Source organism: Acinetobacter sp. FY731, assembly GCF_059515905.1.
In genome coordinates, this window is record NZ_JCAKNB010000008.1 from 71,684 (window position 1) to 89,451 (window position 17,768).

Consider the following 17,768-nt stretch of genomic DNA (forward strand, 5'->3'; position numbering starts at 1 on the left):
TATTAAAATTGCTTAACAGCATAAATTGATATGAATAATTTTATAAGAAGTATGGAAAATGGACCAGTTGTTAAAATTGACACCTAGATCTGGCATAAAAGTAATGAGTGCATCTATTCGAGCACTATTTTTACGTGAGCTACAAACAAGATTTGGTCAATATAGATTGGGCTATTTATGGGTTTTATTGGAACCCTTATTGACTATTGGTGTGATGGTAATTTTATTCGGCTCAATTATGCATAAGATCTTGCCGGGTATTCACTATGAAATCTTTTTAATTAACGGAATCATTCCTTTCTTTATGTTTAGAACAGGCATTACTCAAGCAATGAGTGCTGTACGTTCAAATCAAGGATTATTTAGCTATAAGCCAGTTAAACCTGTGGATGCAATGTTAGCTCGAGGTTTATTAGAGTTATTTTTAAAATTTATTGCATATATCACATTTAGCCTAGCTTTTCTTTGGGTTGGTTATGACATGAGCTTTAGCCACTTACCTGAACTTTTAAGCTACTGGCTAATTCTATTTATTTTGATGGTGGCTTTTGGTCTGATCTTTATGGTTTTGGCTGATTTCTCAAAAGAAATAGAAAAATTTGTATCTGTTGTATTTTTACTTTTGTACTTAATGTCGGGTGTCTTGTATTCCATTCAAATTATTGCGCCCGAATATCGTGAATATTTATTGTGGAATCCTTTAATTCATATTTTTGAACTGATGAGAAATGCTGTTGCTCCAAGCTATGCTCTGGTTAGTGGAATCAGTTTGAATTATGTCATTGTTTGGACAATTGTGACCTTATTTATTGGCTTATTGCTTTATAAGCGCTTTGAAAAAAGCATGATGAGGTCAAAGTGATAGAGCTCAAAGAATTAACAAAATCATATACAACGCCTAAAGGGCGACATTATGTATTCAAAAATTTGAATGCAATTCTTCCTTCAAATAAAAGTATTGCGTTATTGGGTAAAAATGGTGCTGGCAAAAGTACTTTGCTCAGAATTATTGGCGGTATGGATTATCCCGATAGCGGAAAAGTACTTACAGATAAAACGATTTCTTGGCCAGTGGCTTTATCGGGTGGCTTTCAAGGCAGTTTAACAGCCCGTCAAAATGTTAGATTTGTAGCACGTTTATATGTACAAACATGGGAAGAAATTGAGCAGATTGTGAAGTATGTGGAGGAATTTGCCGAGATTGGAAAGTATTTTGATATGCCAATGAAGAGTTATTCCAGTGGAATGAGAAGCCGAATTGGTTTTGGTTTAAGTATGGCATTTAATTTTGATTATTACTTATTAGATGAGGTTGGGGCAGTTGGAGATGCATCTTTTCGTAAAAAGAGCCAAAAACTATTAGATGAATTAAAAGAAAACTCAAACATCATTATGGTGTCGCACGATTTACAAGACTTAACTCGTAACTGTGATGTTGCATTTTTAGTTAGAGAGGGTCAGGCCGAATACTTTGATAATGTTGAAGAGGCCGTTGAGGTATATAAAGCTTATGTTAATTAAAAAAATAAATAGCCAAGTAAAAAATATATTAAAGAGCAAAGTGGCTGTCATTTATGTTTGTTCAGTTGTTTTACCATTTTTGATTATTGTTTTGTATTTATCTATTTTTGCAAATAATCGCTACGTTTCCACATCGGTCTTAATGGTGAAGCAAGTAGGTGATACGACTGTTGTAGATAGTTCAGGTGTCGCTGCTCTTTTTGGAACAATGAATACAAGTAGTGAAGATGCAAATGTGCTTAAAGAATATATTCATTCACGCGATATGGTTGAACAGCTGAACCGACAGCTCAATTTAAAACAGGCTTTTTTAGTAACGAAAGATCCTATATTTTCCATTTCAGAAAATGTTGCCATTGAAGATTTAGTTAAATATTTTAGCCGAGTTGTACAAGTTGAACTAAATGAAAAAACAATGATGCTTGAAGTGTCATCACAAGGATTCACACCAGAGTTTTCACTTATTTTAAATAAAACAATTTTGAAAAATAGTGAAAATCTTATTAATGAAATTTCACAAAGTGTTGCACAGGAACAGCAGAATTTTTCAGAAAAACAATTGGTTAATGCAACAATTCAGCTGAAAAATGCACGTGAAGCTTTACTTGCATATCAAAATAAAAATGAAATTTATGATCCTGAGGTTCAGGCTAAAGCTGTTGCCACTATTATTGCGAGCTTACAAGGAAGTTTGGCACAACTAAAAACAGAAGAACGAACTTTACTTGGTTATCTCAATGATACAGCACCTCAAGTTATTGCAATACGTAGCCAAATAGCAGCTGTTGAAACCCAAATTTCAAATGAAAATGCAAAATTAACATCACCAAATAATAAAAAACTCAATAAAAATGTTGCGGACTTTGAAGAGTTAAAAGCACAGGTAAATTTTGCAACAGATGTTTATAAAATTTCAATTGCATCATTAGAAAAAGCCAAATTAGAAGCTTCTAGGAAACTTAAAAAGCTCGTGGTTATTTCATCACCCCGTTTAGCTGAGGATGCGTTATATCCACGCAAACTTTATATCAGCATAAGCTCATTTATTTTACTCAATATTTTATTTGGTATTGGTTTGTTAGTTCACTCTGTGATTCGTGAGCATAAGGAATAAGTAATGAAATTCGCCTTTAAAATTCTCCCTTTGCTTATCACATCGGTCACTTTTGCAAGTAATTTTGATAGTCAAATTCCACAAGATTTGATGGGAGTATCTCGTGCACCAGTGACAGCGCAGCAGCCACAAAATATAGATCAAACCATATTGCCAAGTCAGTCAATCGTAGAGCTGTCGCCAAGTAGTTCTGTGAAGTATGCAGCATTCAATAAAAACAATATGTTTGGTGCACAGTTATTTAAGGGTGCTTTTGCAACTACGGCAGGATCAACTTTTAATACGAGTTATAAAATAAACCCAGGTGACAGTATTAATTTACGTATGTGGGGGGCTTATCAATATTCGGGAACTTTAAATGTAGATCCGCAAGGAAATATTTTTATTCCAAATGTAGGTCCAATTACTGTTGCTGGTGTGAGTAATGGCAGTTTACAAAGCTTTATAGAATCTCAAATTCGTAAAGTATATGTAGCGAATGTCGGTGTATATGCAGCTTTAGAACAAGCTCAACCAGTCAAGGTTTTAGTAACAGGTTTCGTGAATCAACCAGGGAATTATGGCGGTCTAGCAAATGATACGGCTGTTGCATATCTTGATCGAGCAGGTGGTGTTGATGTTGAACGCGGAAGTTATATTGATATTCAAATTCTACGCAATGGCATTCCTGTTCAAACAGTAGATTTATATGATTTTCTCATTCAAGGACAAATTAAACCATTTGTATTTAAAGATGGTGATGTTGTTGTTGTTGGACCAAGAAAGCATACATTTAATATTACTGGTGAAGTCTATAACCAAAATAGTTTTGAATTTAACTCATCTTCAATGCCGTTATCTCAAGCATTGTCATTTGCAAAACTAAAACCTGGTGCAACGAATATCAGTATTCAACGCAGACAAGGTACTGAATATCGCAGTGAGTATTATCCAATAAGTCAGGCCAATCAGGTCATTGTTGAAGATGGTGATGTCGTTGCTGTTACGGCAGATCGTTATGCCGGCACAATTCAGGTACGAATTGATGGCGCACACAATGGTGCACATGCAATGGTTTTACCTTATGGCACAAAGTTAAGTGAAGTTTTAGTGAAATTACAGCCTAACGTGTTAGCTGAAGTGGAAGCTTTACAGTTATTTAGACCCTCTGTTGCAAAACGTCAAAAAGAAATGTTGAACGTAGCTTTGGATAAATTAGAAGAAGCAACTTTAAACGCACGTTCAAGTACACAAGAAGAAGCAAATTTACGCTTAAAAGATGCCGAGCTTGTAAAGCAATTTATTACAAAAGCAAGATTAGTAGAGCCTAAAGGGCAAGTTGTTTTAAATCCGAATACTTTCCAAGACGTCATTTTAGAGCAGGGTGATGTTTTCTATATTCCAGAAAAAACATCTGTAGTGATGGTACATGGTGAAGTTGCGTTTCCGAATGGTATTGAATTCCAGAAAGGTATGAGTGCGAATGATTACATCGAACAAGCGGGTGGTTTTAGTCAGAAATCGAATACATCAAAAGTTATTGTTATTCATCAAAATGGTAAAGCTGAGCTTGTCAGTAAGCGTTCAAAAATTCAACAAGGTGATGAGATTTTAGTTTTACCTAAAGTACAAACCAAAGGAATTGAGTTGGTGCGTGGCATTTCTCAAATTCTATATCAAATTGCTGTAGTCGCAAAAATTGCATTAGATTTGTAAAGGAAAAGACATGATGAAAAATAAAATATTTGCTTTTTGGGAATCCTCAGATAATACGATACCAGCTTATTTGGAGTTGTGTAAGCAGACATGGGTAAAGAATATTCCTGATGTGGAAGTACATATAATAAACTATACAAATTTAAATGATTATATAGGTGATATATACGATTTAAATGAGTTGAAAAAAATACCACTGCCAATGCAGTCAGATATTATCTCTGCTGCTGTTTTAGAAAAATTTGGAGGTCTTTTTCTTGATTTAGATTGTATTATCACAAAAAATATTTTTAATTATTTTGAAGAGTTATCATCAGAAAAGCTTATTGGTTTTGGTTATCCGGATAAGGGTATTCATTTAGCGGTTTTATATAGTAAAAAGCCTAATAATATTATTTTGAAAAAATGGCGTGAAGCAGCGCAGAAAAAATTAAATGAATTACCAAGTGCCTATGCTTGGGACTTCTTTGGTAACTCAATTGTTAACCCTCTGATTCAGGATGAAAAATTTAAAGACTACTTTTTAATAATGGATAGAACGGAGAGTGGAAATATTCTTGAATCTAAAGCTTTGTTAAGTTCAACGTGGAAAAATGCTAAAGAGTATTATGAGAATTTTTATTTTAATAAATATATAAAATATAGTAAAAATATGATTGATTTAGTCGATTTTGGAGTAATTTCACTACATAACTCTTGGTCACCTAAAGAAATAAAATCTGAAAAAATATTAATAATTTTTTAAATTTTAATTTGCCAATTTGTACAATATTGAAAGATGTTTTATCTGGTCATTATAAAGAAAATACAAATAATATATTTATGATTAATGTTTTATTGGCAGAAAGAATTAAGAAAGAAAATTTTAATAACCTAAAAATTAGGAAAATAAGAAATCTGCTGGTATTGGATTTTAAGATAAATGATGCAAATTATGCTTTTGATATAAGTGTTGATACTAATATTATTAGTATTGATTTTCTTGTTAGGAATAATTTGGAAAAATTAGAATATATAAAAAATAGTAAAATAGTAGATGGTTATTTTAATGAAAATAAAGCCAATATTGTTAAAAGTAATAATATGGTAGAGTCTATTAATGAAATATTTTTAATCCTTTATAAAATTAAAAGATTGGGTTGAATTATTTTGTATGAAAAATAAATTCTTTAAATTGATAAGAAGTCCAGGATTGTTTTTTCGTGATTATTTCGTGAAGAAATATCCTGTGGTTAATTCTGAGCAAAAATTTACAGAAGAGGATGAGCTTGCTGTCAATATTGTGAAAAAAAGAATACATGAAATAGAGGGTAAAATTCCTAATTTTTTAAATTTTGATGTAGATATTGTTTATACATGGGTAAATGATCAAGATCTAAGTTGGGTGGAAAAGCGACAAAAATATAGTATTGGTGATGAAAACTTAGATGATTCCGCTGATGCTGCTAGATTTGAAAATCATAATGAGCTTTATTATTCCATTTTAAGCGTCAAAAAATTTTTACCTTGGGTTCATAATATTTATATTATTACCGATAATCAAAAACCTGATTGGTTAGACGACGAGGAAAATATTTTTATTATAGACCATACAGATATTATAGATAGTCGATATTTACCTACATTTAATTCTCATGTTATAGAAGCAAATTTACATAAGATACATGGTTTAGCAGAACATTTTATTTATTTTAATGACGATGTACTGGTTGCAAAACCTTTAGAAAAAGAACATTTTTTTAGAAAAAATGGAGTTGCCTCAATTTTTGCTTCTAAAAAAAGTTTAAAGAGAATGAGTGAGGAAGGTGTTGTAACAGCAACATTATTAGCATCTAAAAATAGTAATAGAATTCTTAAGGAAAAGTTTGGCACTAAACTAGATTTACCACTCGTACATACTTATGTTCCTTTAAAGAAAAGTATATATAAAAAATGCTGGGAGGATAACTTAGATGTAATACAAAGTTTTCTTTCACATAAATATAGGTCACAAAACGATATAAATATGGCTACATTTTTAGTGCCATGGACAATGTATTTACAAGGTGAGTCAATTATTACAAGTGAAATTTGCTATTACTTTAATATTCGGTCTCCTCATGCTTTAAATCAATATAAAAAATTATTACGCCTTAGTCGTATGAGTCAGAGACCTCATTCCATTTGTGTAAATGATTTTAAAATGGATTCTAATAACGGTTCAAATTTTTCTAAATCTTTGGAGAAATTTTTAAGTCAATATTATTTTAATTAAAGAGAAAGTAATCGTGTTTAAGCTAAATAAAAGTAAATTAAATAAACTAAAAAGAGATCCTAACCTATTCTTTAAAGATCTTATTTTAAATAAAAAAGAAAAAATTGAAAAGACAGTTCATAAGTTAGTACCTGTAAAACAAAAAACTGAAAATAAGTTTACAATTGTAAGTGCAGTTTGTAATGTGGATAAGTATTTAAATGATTATTTTGAAAGTATTATAAATCAATCTATTAGTTTTAAAGATTCAGTTTATATTGTTTGTGTGGATGATGGGTCTACGGATCGTTCAGCAGATATTATTAAAAAATGGGAAAAAAGATATCCAAGAAATATTAAGTATGTTTATAAAGAAAATGGAGGTCAGTCCTCTGCACGTAATTTAGGTTTAGATTATGTAAAAACGGATTGGATTTTATTTACAGATCCAGATGATTTTTTCCATCCCAATTACGTTAAAAATATTGATCTTGCACTTCAAAAAAATAATAAAATTAAAATGCTAGTTACTAATATGGTTTTCTATTTTGAAGATCAAAATATTAAGAAAGACACTCATCCATTACGTTATCGTTTTTATGAAAAAACTGTAAATTTTGATATTAAAAAACTTGAAAAAAATATGAATTTATCGGCAGCCACATCCGTATTTCGTATGTCTGAAATTAGAAAACATAAACTGAGATTTAACCCTGAAGTTAAGCCTGTTTTTGAAGATGGTAAATTTATTGCAGATTATATGTTAGCTGTAGATGGACATGCTACATTTTTAAAAGACTCTATTTATTATTATCGGAAACGTTCAGACAGTACTTCTACTTTAGATAAATCTTGGTCTCATTTAGGTAAATTTGATAATGTTTTAAAATATGGGCATCTCGATATGCTTATTTCTTATCAAAAGAAGCTTGGTCATGTTCCGTTACATATACAAAGAACGGTACTCTATGACATGACTTGGTATATAAACTATCTATTAAATACGAATTCTAAAACCGAGTTTTTAACTTCTCAGCAAAGAGAAAATTTTCTTAAGTTATTATTTAAAATTTTTCAATTTATCGATATTGAAACCATTATGTCATTTAATCTGGCAGGTATTTGGTTTAAGCAGAAAGTAGGTATGCTTGGATATTTTAAGAAAGAAGAACCTAGCTTCCAGATTGCCTATATAGAAAATATTGATCGGGAAAATAAGCAAATTCTAATCAGTTTTTTTACAACACTTCCTGTTGATATTAGTTATAAAATAAATGGTAAAGATATTCTTCCAAAGTTTTATAAATCAACAAATAATACATTTGTGGGTAATACATTTGTTAATGAAAATAGAGCTTGGCTGAGCTATGAAAGTTTAAGTGATAATCTTGAAATTTATATAAATAATAAAAATGTAAGGCTCTCTCTTTTTGGGAAGCAATATCAGAAAGGAATTTCACTAAATACCATTTATGAAAGATTTTCATATTCTTTAAGTTATGAAAGTAATGGTTCCTGGATCTTAATGGATCGTGATTGCAAGGCGGATGATAATGCAGAACATTTATATCGTTATATTAAAGATAATGATTTAAAAAGCGATATTTATTTTGCAATAAGTAAATCATCGCCTGATTGGCTCAGATTAGAGCAAGAAGGTTTTAATTTATTAGATTTCGAGAGTCTAGAGTTTGAACAGAAGTTAAAGCATTGTTCAAAAATTATTAGCAGTCATTTAAATGGTTATGTTGAAAATTACTTTGGTGATTTTTATGAGTACAGTAAAAAGGTAGTGTTCTTACAGCACGGTATTACTAAAGATGACCTATCATCATGGTTCAATGTTAAAAGAAGCTTAAGATGCCTTGTTACAGCAACACAGCCAGAATACGACTCAATAGCATTAAATAATAATTACTATAAGTTAACTCCCAAAGAGGTGATTTTGACTGGTTTTCCTAGACATGATGCTTTACTAGGTAGCTATGACGAAAAAACCATTTTAATTATGCCGACATGGCGTAGCAATATTGTAGGGGAGGTTAAAGGAAATGGTGATGAGCGTGAAATTAATGATAATTTTATGCAAACTGAATATGCTATTTATTGGTATGAATTTATACATTCTGAGTATTTAAAAAACTTAGTTGAAAAATATCAATATAAAGTTTTATTTGCACCACACATGAATATTATTCCCTATTTAGATCAGTTTAAAATTCCGAATTATATGAATACTTGGGTGATGTCTGATCAGTCTGAAAGTATTCAAAAATTGTTTAAAAACTCAAGTATTTTAATTACTGACTATTCCTCTGTAGCTTTTGAAATGGCTTATTTGGAAAAACCTATTATTTATTTCCAATTTGATAAAGATACTATTTTTTCAGGTGATCATACTTATCAAAAAGGTTATTTTGAATATGAGCGTGATGGCTTTGGGCCTGTTGTTGAAGAGGTTGGGCAAGTAGAACAGGCTTTAGAGAAAATTTTACAAAATAATGGTTTGCCATGCAGTGAATATTTAACACGTATGCAGGATACGTTTAAGTTTAAAGATGGGCGTTGTTGTGAACGTGTCTATAACGCCATTGTGGCATTAGATCATGAAGATGATTGTGAAAATCTTGAGATTGCACAGACATTCCTGAGCCAAGCATATGAATTGAAAAACTACGCACTTGTTCGAGAACGTGCTGAAAATATTTTATTTCACCCTGATTTAAGTGACAGTGATACACAAAGTGTTTATTCAAAGCTCGCGGAAAGTTATGTGAACTTAAAGGATTGGGATGCTTTAGAGGAACTTCTTACGAAATATCATCATGATTATTATAAAGTTCAATTATTGGTCAATCAGTCTCAATGGGTAGAGGTGCTCAATCATATTGGGTCTGACATTATTGAGGATGAATATTTTACGTTACGCATAAGTAGTTTGTTTAATTTAAATAAATTGGAAGCTAAGGCCTTAGATTACCTGAAAAGTAATGCATCGAACCTTTCAGAATATGAAATTAGCCTGTCTCATTGTTATATTGATTATCTCAAGGAAGATTGGGAGAGTTTAGCTGTTGACCTTGAAAGTCTTCAATTATTAGTTGAGCAGAGCGGAATATCAATTGAGTTCTATACTAAAGATGATCTTGCCTTACTACAGCTTATGTCAGGTAAACATGCAGTACAAATAGATTTGAAAGTTATTAAAACTCTCAATTCAAGAAAGACCGATTTTATTTTGCAGAAATCTCTTTTGCTAAGCCAACAAGGCGATAGAAATGAGGCACTTAAAGGCTTTGTATTGGCTGAAGAAAATGAAGGCTTATTTTATTTTGATTTAGATATGCTTAAAGCTTATATCTCTGATTTATTTGCTAAAAATAATGGTAAAAACTTAATAGATAAATTATATGAATGTGTTTATTTATATCAAAATGAACCTACCTTTAAAGAATATATTGTTCAAGTTTTAGGGGGGCAAAAAAATTGGAAAGAGCTAATTCATTTCTATAAAGAGCATTCTTTAGCTTATTCTCAACATTCTTATTATTTTATTGTACTTGCATATTATCGCCTAGGAGAAATAGAGGAGGCATATTCATTGCTGCTTGAGCCAATAGCAGATTATACGCACGAATATTGGTTATTGGCTTTAGAACTTTATATACAAATGGATGATAAAGAAAAAGCAATGAGTTGCTTAAAGCGGATGTATGCAATTTTCCCTGAAAAGCAGCAAGGAACTAAGGATAGATTTAACGTGTTATCACAATCTCTTTTCTTGGTTTAGGTCAATCGTGAGTAATTTGGTTTCATGATGAACTTTTATGGATCGGCTGTAGCTAAAAAATACTATGATTTTTTTAAACTAGATGGAGATTCTAGCAATGAAAAATTAGAGTTATTTTCTAGCTATGGTTGGGGGCGTAAAAAGAGCTTCTTCACGGCACAAGTCTATGCACAAAAGCATGGGCTTAAAGCTATTTGTTTAGAAGATGGTTTTATTCGTTCATTAGGTTTAGGTAAAGAAGGATGTCCTCCTTTATCATTAGCTGTCGATAGCGTTGGAATTTATTTCGATTCCACCATTGAGTCGAAATTAGAAAACCTTATTTTAGAACCTGAAAGTACTGAAATAAATAGACGTGCGAATCAAGCAATTCACCAAATTATTCAGTATGGAATTACGAAATATAATCAAAAATTTAGTCAGATAAATTCAGTACAATTTACTTGTCACGTTAAAAATATATTAGTGGTCGATCAAACGTATGGTGATCAATCAATTAAATATTCAGGTGCAGAAGAAAGCACATTTCAAATCATGTTGAAGCATGCTTGTCATGATCATCCTGATGCAACAATTTGGGTAAAAACCCATCCTGATGTTATTGCAGGAAAAGCGAAGGCGCATTTTTCAAAACAAGATTTAAATCATCCAAATATTAAACTTATTACAGGAAAAATTAATCCAATTGAGCTACTTAAACAAGTTGATGATGTTTATGTTGTGAGTTCACAAATGGGTTTTGAAGCTTTAATGTGCGGTAAAAAAGTTCATTGTTTTGGTGTGCCTTGGTATGCAGGATGGGGCTTAACAAATGATACCTATGCACCATTAAAAGTCCTAAATGGACGGCGCAATCAGCAAAAAAGCTTAGAGCATTTGTTTGCGTGTGCATATTTTAAATATGCATGTTATGTGAATCCGATTACAGCGCAGAAATGTGAGTTAGAAGATATTATTCAGCTTCTTATTCCTAATATAGGAAAACAAAAACGACTAGATTCTTCATATATTGCTTATGGTTTTAGTTCTTGGAAAAAGCAATTTATTAACGCTTTTTTGGGCTTTCCAAAGCTGGATCTAAGGTTTAACCGTTATTTAAAACCCCTTCCAAGTGCCAATGTGATTGCTTGGGGAAAGAAGGCAAAGAAATTAAAAGCACTCAATTATAAAAATATAACGACAGTGGAAGATGGTTTTATACGTTCAGTTGGTTTAGGAGCCAAGTTGATAAAACCTTGCTCTTTAGTGTTTGATGATGTGGGTATTTATTATGATGCAACGCAGCCATCACGTTTAGAAAATCTATTGCAAAATTCGAACTTGAATGATGAGCAAAGATTAAGAGCTCAAAGGTTAATTCGTTTACTTATTGATTTAAATATATCGAAATACAATGTCGGTCATTTGCAAAAAATGGATCGACCTGCAAACCCGCATATCTTATTGGTGGTCGGGCAAGTTGAAGATGATATGTCAATTCAGCTGGGTGGTGTGGGTATAAAAACCAACTTGGCATTGTTGCAGAAAGTGCGTGAAAATAATCCAAATAGTTTCATTATTTATAAGCCACATCCAGATGTGCAGGCCGGATTGAGGGCGGGAGAAGTTCAGACAGACGATTTACTTGAATATGCAAATCAAGTTGAGGTGAATGCTTCAATTTTACAGTGTTTTGACATTTGTGATGAGCTTCATACCATCACCTCTTTAAGTGGTTTTGAAGCTTTAATTAGGGGCATTCCTGTACATTGTTATGGGCTTCCATTTTATGCAGGATGGGGCTTAACCAATGATTTATATTCATGCCAAAGAAGAACAAAAAAAATCGATTTAGAGACTTTGGTTTATATCACTTTGGTTGAATATGCTTCTTATAATTTGATTAATACGCAAGTATCTAAAATTCCATTGGTACGTCCTGAAGATGTTATTCACCATATAAAGAAACAGTTAGAAAACCCTTTAAAAAAAGCATCTTTTTATAATGTTCTTATAACAAAAATATTTAGCTTTACTAAGATTGGATTTAAATAATTATGTCGGTTCATATAGATCATTTATTACTTTCAAAAAAAGTTTTGCTTTTACAGGGTCCTTTGGGTGGTTTTTTCTCTAAGTTTTCTAAGTGGTTAAATGATCAAGGAATTCAAAGTTTTAAAGTGAATTTTAATGGTGGAGATGCCTTTTTTTCTAAGGATATCGACTTGAGTTTTTCTTATACAGGTGCACCTGAGGATTTTTCATTTTGGGTGGAAAATTTTATAGAAAATCATGATGTTGATGCAATCGTATGCTTTGGAGATTGCCGTTACTATCATCAAGTTGCAAAAAAAATGTCTGTAAAAAAAGGGATAAGGTTCTTTGCTTTTGAAGAAGGTTATATTCGACCAAACTATGTGACCTTTGAGGAAAATGGCGTTAATTTTTATTCTAATTTTCTAGTACATCTTAAATTAAATCATGAGGCTTCTACCTTAAAACAGAAAGAGATATTAGATGTCAAAACATCATTCAAGAAAATGGTGTGGTGTGCAATTCTTTATTATTCCTTTATGTGGTTTCATACATTGAAGTATCCTCAATATAAGCATCATCGTTTAATGAGTATATGGAAAGAGGTTTATTATTGGTGTTGGTCGGGTGTGCGTAGGCTGAAAAATGCTTTACTGGAGAAGACAGCATTTGATCGTTTTATAGAGCAGCACAAGTTTGAATATTTTGTATTTGCTTTGCAGGTACATAACGATTTTCAGATAAGAACCCATAGTGATTTAAGATGTGTAAAAAAATATATAGAAGTAGTAATAAAAAACTTTGCTCAACATGCAAATAAATATCATCATTTGGTTTTGAAACATCATCCAATGGATCGAGGCTATCGTCATTACGGCCGTGAAATAGAAAGACTTGCTCATCAATATGGAATTAAAGGGCGAGTGCATTATTTTTGTGATATTCACTTGCCAACTTTGCTCAAAAATAGTGTTGGATTTGTGACGGTCAATAGTACGACGGGTATTCAGGCTTTATATCATGATGTGCCTGTTAAGGTTTTAGGAAATGCTTTATATAACTTACCTGAATTGACCAATCAGCATAAATTGGCTTATTTTTGGCAACATCCTGGTGCGGTAGATTCTGTTTATTTTAATAAGTTTAGGCAGGAGTTAATTTCTTATTCGCAATTGAATGGTAGTTTTTATGGAGATTCTCCTTGGATGAAACAACACCGTGTGTACAAGGATAAAATTGATATTTATGAAAAGTTAGTTGGTTAATCATCAATGTGAACTATCTATATTTCATTTTAAGTTCTGTATTAAAAATTAAGTTTTAATGATGGGAAAGTAAAACGAATTTATTTTTCAGATAAATATTGGTCAATAAAAAAAGCCCTCATCTTTCGATGAGGGCTTTTTAGAATCTGGAGCGGGAAAGGAGACTCGAACTCCCGACCCCAACCTTGGCAAGGTTATGCTCTACCAACTGAGCTATTCCCGCGGAGTCTATTCGGTTTTTTAAATGAAAAAACTAAATGAAAAAATTTTGAGCGGGAAAGGAGACTCGAACTCCCGACCCCAACCTTGGCAAGGTTATGCTCTACCAACTGAGCTATTCCCGCATGCCGTGTATAATACAGTATGCAAAAATAGGGTCAACATTTTTATTCAAAAACTTGAATCATTTGCATAAATAAAAACCATTTTTATGGTTAGTTGGACTTTTAAGTAGAAAAAATATGCAAAATTATAGTCATTGTTTTGTATTTGTAGGCTGTACTATTAAATTTTTATTGAAAAGCAATAACAGGCTATACTCAAAGAAGACGATATTTGAATTATTGGAAAAGTGAAGATGAGCTTGGAACAACAACTTAATGAGCGTTTACAAATATTAGCACCTAGCTATTTAGAAATTGTAAATGAATCTTCAGGTCATGGTGGGTATTTCCCAGGCAAAGAATCTCACTTTAAAGTTGTTATTGTGAGTGAAAGTTTTAGAGGCTTACGTTTAGTTCAGCGCCACCAAAAAGTTTATGCAACTGTAGGTGAACTTTTGGGTGCAGGAAATATTCACGCACTTGCGATTCATGCATTTATTGCCGATGAGTGGAAAGGTCAAGACACGTCAAGCCCTGAATGCGCTCATGCACCCAAAACATCATAATTGAGGCAATAAAGATGAATCCTACACTTATTGCATCAATACATCTTGTTGGTGTTGCATTGCTTTTTATAATTATTGTTTTACGTGCAACGACCTTATTTAAAGGTGTTCAAGACAATCAACCTAGTCAATCTTTAAGAAAATTATTTGTTGCTGTTCAGCATTCATCTTTAACCATCGTAGTGGTAACAGGTTTTGCTTTATTAATGCTAAAAAACTTTCAAGTTGAGACATGGTTTTACGCCAAAGTCATTCTTTTCTTAGTGATGTTATCTTCATTAATTAAAGCATATAAAAAAGATGACTCAATTTTACTGATTCAGCGTAAAGCAGGATGGGTCATTGCATTGGTTTCTTTTATTGCAATTTATGGTCTTGTTTTGGTAAAACCTGTATTTGGATAATTGTTAGACACTTTCTTCTTGGTCAAAATGCATGTAGGTTAAACTACATGCATGACATAAAAATAAGTTGGGGGAGTGAATATGCTAACAAGAGTTATTTTTAACCAAAAAGGTGGTGTTGGGAAATCAAGTATTGCTGTGAATTTAGCGGCAATAAGCGCACATCAAGGCTTTAAAACACTAGTTATAGATTTAGACCCTCAAGCCAATTCTAGCCAATATTTGCTTGGTGATGATGCAACTTATTCTACAGAGAAGCCTGCATTAGAACCCAATATAGAAAATTATTTTGAAGAAGTCTTGGGTGCAAATCAAAGCAAAGGACTTATTGGCAATACTTTAGGTAGCATCCTCAAAAATAGGTCAAAAGGTTTAGATGCATTTGTTCATCAATCACCGTTTAAAAATTTAGATGTTATTCCTGCAAGCCCTAATTTAGGTGCTTTGGCACATGCCTTAGAATCAAAACATAAAATTTATAAACTAAGAGATGCATTACAACAATTGGAAGGTTATTACGACCGAATTTTTATAGATACGCCACCTGCATTTAACTTTTTTACATTGTCTGCACTTATTGCAGCAGATCGAGTACTGATTCCTTTTGATTGCGATGTTTTTTCAAAACGTGCTTTATATACCTTAATTGAAAATATTTTAGAAACTCAAGACGATCATAATGATCGGCTTGCAATTGAAGGTATTGTGGTAAACCAATATCAACATCAAGCAAAATTGCCACGTGAGGTTGTCCAGCAACTAATAGATGAAGGGTTGCCTGTTTTATCGAGTATGTTACCGCCATCAGTTATTATGAAAGAATCTCATCATAAAAATTTACCGCTGATTCATTTAGCAACTGAACATAAATTGACGCAAGCCTATGAATTATTGTTCAATGAGCTAGAACAACATTTGAGATAAGAAAATGAAAGTGCTCCCGCTTTTTTTACTTGCTAGTACCACTTTATTTTTAGGTGCATGTGCTACAACGGCTAAACCGACGTATGTTTCGCCTACACAATATCAAGCTTTAAACTGTCAACAACTTCAGGCCGAATATAATCGAATTCAACAACATTTAGACAATGGTGTACAACCTGAAAAACGCACAGGAATGGGCGTTGGAGTTGGCTTAGGTGGTGGATGGGGGCGTGGAGGCTGGGGCTTTGGTCCAAGTATTTCAGTGAACATGGGGCAATCTTCAAACACGAAAAAAACTGAAATTTCTAAATTGCTTGGACAGCAAGAAGCAATTGTTCAGTCGGCTCGATTTAAAGCTTGTCCAATTATTGTGAAAAATAAAGCCACTTCTTAATTGAAATTTCACTCTGTTATTAAGTTTTCGACAAATAACAGAGTGAAAATATTAGCAAATGTTTCATAAATAAAATAATAAAAACATATACTTGTGTAATTGTTTATTTAAAATGACCTATTCAGTTTTTATTTTTAAAAAGTCAATATCTTGTTATTTTTCATAACTTTCGTTTAATGTGTGCATCTTAATAGTAGTTGAAAATGTGCATAGATGATTGAGAGTTGGCTTTTTGTTTTAGCCGTAATTGCAGTATTGATGATTCCAGGACCGACCAATGCATTGTTGGCAAGTTCGGCACATCAGCAAGGTATAGCAAAAACGAGTCTTTTTATTCCAACACAATTATTGGGCTATTTGTATGCTATTAGTTTGTGGGCATTGTTTATTCATTTATGCTCGCCAATGTGGCCACATCTTATTCCTATTCTACATTTCTTTAGTGCGATATATGTTTTATGGCTTGCCTTTCGGTTATGGAAGCTTTCATATTTAGAGCAACATAATCAGCGTCATACTTCTATTCATCCTCGCCAATTGTTTTTCGCAACATTAAAAAATCCAAAAGCATTACTTTTTGCAGCGGGTATTTTCCCGACAGAAACGTGGAGTAGTGTGACCAATTGTATTTCAGTTTATGCTGTATTCTGTTTGGTGCTTGTACCTACGGCAATGTTTTGGATGTCGTTTGGTCGAGCAATTTTATCTGGGCAGTTAAATAGAATAAAAGCCGATCAATTTTACAAAGGATCGGCTTTATTGCTTGTTGTGTGCATGCTACCTGTTATAGCAAGATTTTTTTAGTTGGTTTTTACTTTAAAAAATTTTTGTTTAATTAAGCCAATAATGCCAGGTAATACACTAATAATAATAATACCGAAAATAAGGTGGGTAAAATTATCTTTAACAATTGGCATATTGCCAAATAAGTAGCCTAAAACTACAAAAGATGAAATCCAGAAGAATCCGCCAATGACGTTATAGCTTAAAAAGTATTTGTAATTCATATGACTTGCACCAGCTACAAAGGGTGCAAAAGTACGTGCAAAAGGCACAAAACGTGCAAAAATAATGGTTTTCCCACCATGTTTTTCAAAGAATTTTTGCGTTGCGACTAAATGCTTTTTATTAATAAAGCGGGACTCAATTTCAAAGACACGTGGTCCAATATATTTACCAATATGGTAATTGAGTGTGTCACCCAATACTGCAGCAACAAAAAGTAGCGGAATGAGAATCCATGGATCCATTGCTCCTGTAGACGCTGCAAGTGCGCCTGCTGCAAACAATAAACTATCGCCTGGTAAAAAAGGCATTACCACAAAACCTGTTTCTACAAAAATAATAAGAAACAAAATAGCGTAAATCCATACCCCATAATTGGTAATGAATTCTAGTAGATGGTCGTCTACGTGTAAGATAAAACTAATGAGATCCATTGGGGGTAAAACACTGAAAAATGTATCCAAATCCTAACAGCCACAGTATGGAAAGTCAGCATTAAAAAAATAAATATTTCCTTTAAT

At 32.4% G+C, this 17,768-nt stretch carries 16 protein-coding genes and 2 tRNA genes; 15 read left to right on the plus strand and 3 right to left on the minus strand.

Annotated features, from left to right (window positions below):
* The first annotated feature begins 103 nt into the window (after nt 1-103).
* The 10 genes from AC5YC8_RS10915 to AC5YC8_RS10960 all read left to right on the plus strand — a co-directional run bounded on the left by AC5YC8_RS10915 (nt 104) and on the right by AC5YC8_RS10960 (nt 13,631).
* Nucleotides 104-862 (plus strand): ABC transporter permease, encoded by a 759-nt coding sequence (locus AC5YC8_RS10915; RefSeq protein WP_496164545.1) that lies wholly within the window; start codon nt 104-106, stop codon nt 860-862.
* On the plus strand, nt 859-1,521 hold the full coding sequence (locus AC5YC8_RS10920; protein ID WP_496164546.1) for an ABC transporter ATP-binding protein: 663 nt from the start codon (nt 859-861) through the stop codon (nt 1,519-1,521). Before AC5YC8_RS10915 ends, AC5YC8_RS10920 begins: the two co-directional genes overlap by 4 nt.
* A gap of 40 nt (nt 1,522-1,561) precedes the next feature.
* Nucleotides 1,562-2,635: a KpsE/RkpR family capsule polysaccharide export protein gene (locus AC5YC8_RS10925; protein ID WP_496164547.1), complete on the plus strand. Its 1,074-nt coding sequence runs from the start codon at nt 1,562-1,564 to the stop codon at nt 2,633-2,635.
* Between the two features lie 3 nt (nt 2,636-2,638).
* Nucleotides 2,639-4,330 (plus strand): polysaccharide biosynthesis/export family protein, encoded by a 1,692-nt coding sequence (locus AC5YC8_RS10930; RefSeq protein WP_496164548.1) that lies wholly within the window; start codon nt 2,639-2,641, stop codon nt 4,328-4,330.
* 10 nt (nt 4,331-4,340) lie between these two features.
* On the plus strand, nt 4,341-5,075 hold the full coding sequence (locus tag AC5YC8_RS10935; protein ID WP_496164549.1) for a capsular polysaccharide synthesis protein: 735 nt from the start codon (nt 4,341-4,343) through the stop codon (nt 5,073-5,075).
* A gap of 26 nt (nt 5,076-5,101) precedes the next feature.
* A complete protein-coding gene (locus AC5YC8_RS10940) occupies nt 5,102-5,473 on the plus strand; it encodes a hypothetical protein (RefSeq protein ID WP_496164550.1) in 372 nt (123 codons plus the stop codon).
* Between the two features lie 10 nt (nt 5,474-5,483).
* Nucleotides 5,484-6,584: a stealth family protein gene (locus AC5YC8_RS10945; protein ID WP_496164551.1), complete on the plus strand. Its 1,101-nt coding sequence runs from the start codon at nt 5,484-5,486 to the stop codon at nt 6,582-6,584.
* 13 nt (nt 6,585-6,597) lie between these two features.
* Entirely contained in the window at nt 6,598-10,353 is a 3,756-nt protein-coding gene (locus AC5YC8_RS10950; RefSeq protein ID WP_496164552.1) for a CDP-glycerol glycerophosphotransferase family protein, read from the plus strand.
* Between the two features lie 24 nt (nt 10,354-10,377).
* Entirely contained in the window at nt 10,378-12,387 is a 2,010-nt protein-coding gene (locus AC5YC8_RS10955; RefSeq protein WP_496164553.1) for a capsule polysaccharide biogenesis protein, read from the plus strand.
* A gap of 62 nt (nt 12,388-12,449) precedes the next feature.
* Nucleotides 12,450-13,631 carry a capsule polysaccharide biogenesis protein gene (locus AC5YC8_RS10960; protein ID WP_496164554.1) on the plus strand — a complete coding sequence of 394 codons (1,182 nt, stop codon included), beginning with the start codon at nt 12,450-12,452 and terminating at the stop codon, nt 13,629-13,631.
* Between the two features lie 147 nt (nt 13,632-13,778).
* On the opposite strand, the gene AC5YC8_RS10965 is transcribed toward AC5YC8_RS10960, so the two are convergent.
* Both AC5YC8_RS10965 and AC5YC8_RS10970 read right to left on the minus strand, forming a co-directional pair.
* A tRNA-Gly gene (locus AC5YC8_RS10965) sits at nt 13,779-13,854 on the minus strand.
* 48 nt (nt 13,855-13,902) lie between these two features.
* A tRNA-Gly gene (locus tag AC5YC8_RS10970) sits at nt 13,903-13,975 on the minus strand.
* 233 nt (nt 13,976-14,208) lie between these two features.
* Between AC5YC8_RS10970 and AC5YC8_RS10975 the strand changes: the two genes are divergently transcribed.
* The 5 genes from AC5YC8_RS10975 (at nt 14,209) to AC5YC8_RS10995 (ending at nt 17,046) form a co-directional block, all read left to right on the plus strand.
* Nucleotides 14,209-14,520, plus strand: coding sequence for a BolA family protein (locus AC5YC8_RS10975; RefSeq protein WP_496164555.1), 312 nt, complete (start codon nt 14,209-14,211; stop codon nt 14,518-14,520).
* Nucleotides 14,521-14,534: 14 nt separating this feature from the next.
* On the plus strand, nt 14,535-14,924 hold the full coding sequence (locus AC5YC8_RS10980; RefSeq protein ID WP_496118820.1) for a SirB2 family protein: 390 nt from the start codon (nt 14,535-14,537) through the stop codon (nt 14,922-14,924).
* Between the two features lie 81 nt (nt 14,925-15,005).
* Nucleotides 15,006-15,848, plus strand: a complete 843-nt coding sequence (locus tag AC5YC8_RS10985; RefSeq protein WP_496164556.1) for a ParA family protein — start codon at nt 15,006-15,008, stop codon at nt 15,846-15,848.
* A gap of 4 nt (nt 15,849-15,852) precedes the next feature.
* Nucleotides 15,853-16,242: a hypothetical protein gene (locus AC5YC8_RS10990; protein ID WP_496164557.1), complete on the plus strand. Its 390-nt coding sequence runs from the start codon at nt 15,853-15,855 to the stop codon at nt 16,240-16,242.
* Between the two features lie 213 nt (nt 16,243-16,455).
* Nucleotides 16,456-17,046: a LysE family translocator gene (locus tag AC5YC8_RS10995; RefSeq protein WP_496118826.1), complete on the plus strand. Its 591-nt coding sequence runs from the start codon at nt 16,456-16,458 to the stop codon at nt 17,044-17,046.
* On the opposite strand, the gene AC5YC8_RS11000 is transcribed toward AC5YC8_RS10995, so the two are convergent.
* Nucleotides 17,043-17,681: a DedA family protein gene (locus AC5YC8_RS11000; RefSeq protein ID WP_496118928.1), complete on the minus strand. Its 639-nt coding sequence runs from the start codon at nt 17,679-17,681 to the stop codon at nt 17,043-17,045. The two genes, AC5YC8_RS10995 and AC5YC8_RS11000, sit on opposite strands and share 4 nt — an antisense overlap.
* Nucleotides 17,682-17,768 lie beyond the last annotated feature (87 nt).

What these genes read in the sequence shown, in the direction of transcription:
- AC5YC8_RS10935 (WP_496164549.1), top strand. Translation starts at nt 4,341, where the DNA reads ATGATGAAAAATAAAATATTTGCTTTTTGGGAATCCTCAGATAATACG.
- AC5YC8_RS10945 (WP_496164551.1), top strand. Translation starts at nt 5,484, where the DNA reads ATGAAAAATAAATTCTTTAAATTGATAAGAAGTCCAGGATTGTTTTTT.
- AC5YC8_RS10995 (WP_496118826.1), top strand. Translation starts at nt 16,456, where the DNA reads ATGATTGAGAGTTGGCTTTTTGTTTTAGCCGTAATTGCAGTATTGATG.
- AC5YC8_RS10955 (WP_496164553.1), top strand. Translation starts at nt 10,378, where the DNA reads ATGATGAACTTTTATGGATCGGCTGTAGCTAAAAAATACTATGATTTT.
- AC5YC8_RS10990 (WP_496164557.1), top strand. Translation starts at nt 15,853, where the DNA reads ATGAAAGTGCTCCCGCTTTTTTTACTTGCTAGTACCACTTTATTTTTA.
- AC5YC8_RS10975 (WP_496164555.1), top strand. Translation starts at nt 14,209, where the DNA reads ATGAGCTTGGAACAACAACTTAATGAGCGTTTACAAATATTAGCACCT.
- AC5YC8_RS10915 (WP_496164545.1), top strand. Translation starts at nt 104, where the DNA reads ATGAGTGCATCTATTCGAGCACTATTTTTACGTGAGCTACAAACAAGA.
- AC5YC8_RS10930 (WP_496164548.1), top strand. Translation starts at nt 2,639, where the DNA reads ATGAAATTCGCCTTTAAAATTCTCCCTTTGCTTATCACATCGGTCACT.
- AC5YC8_RS11000 (WP_496118928.1), bottom strand. Translation starts at nt 17,681, where the DNA reads ATGGATCTCATTAGTTTTATCTTACACGTAGACGACCATCTACTAGAA.
- AC5YC8_RS10980 (WP_496118820.1), top strand. Translation starts at nt 14,535, where the DNA reads ATGAATCCTACACTTATTGCATCAATACATCTTGTTGGTGTTGCATTG.
- AC5YC8_RS10985 (WP_496164556.1), top strand. Translation starts at nt 15,006, where the DNA reads ATGCTAACAAGAGTTATTTTTAACCAAAAAGGTGGTGTTGGGAAATCA.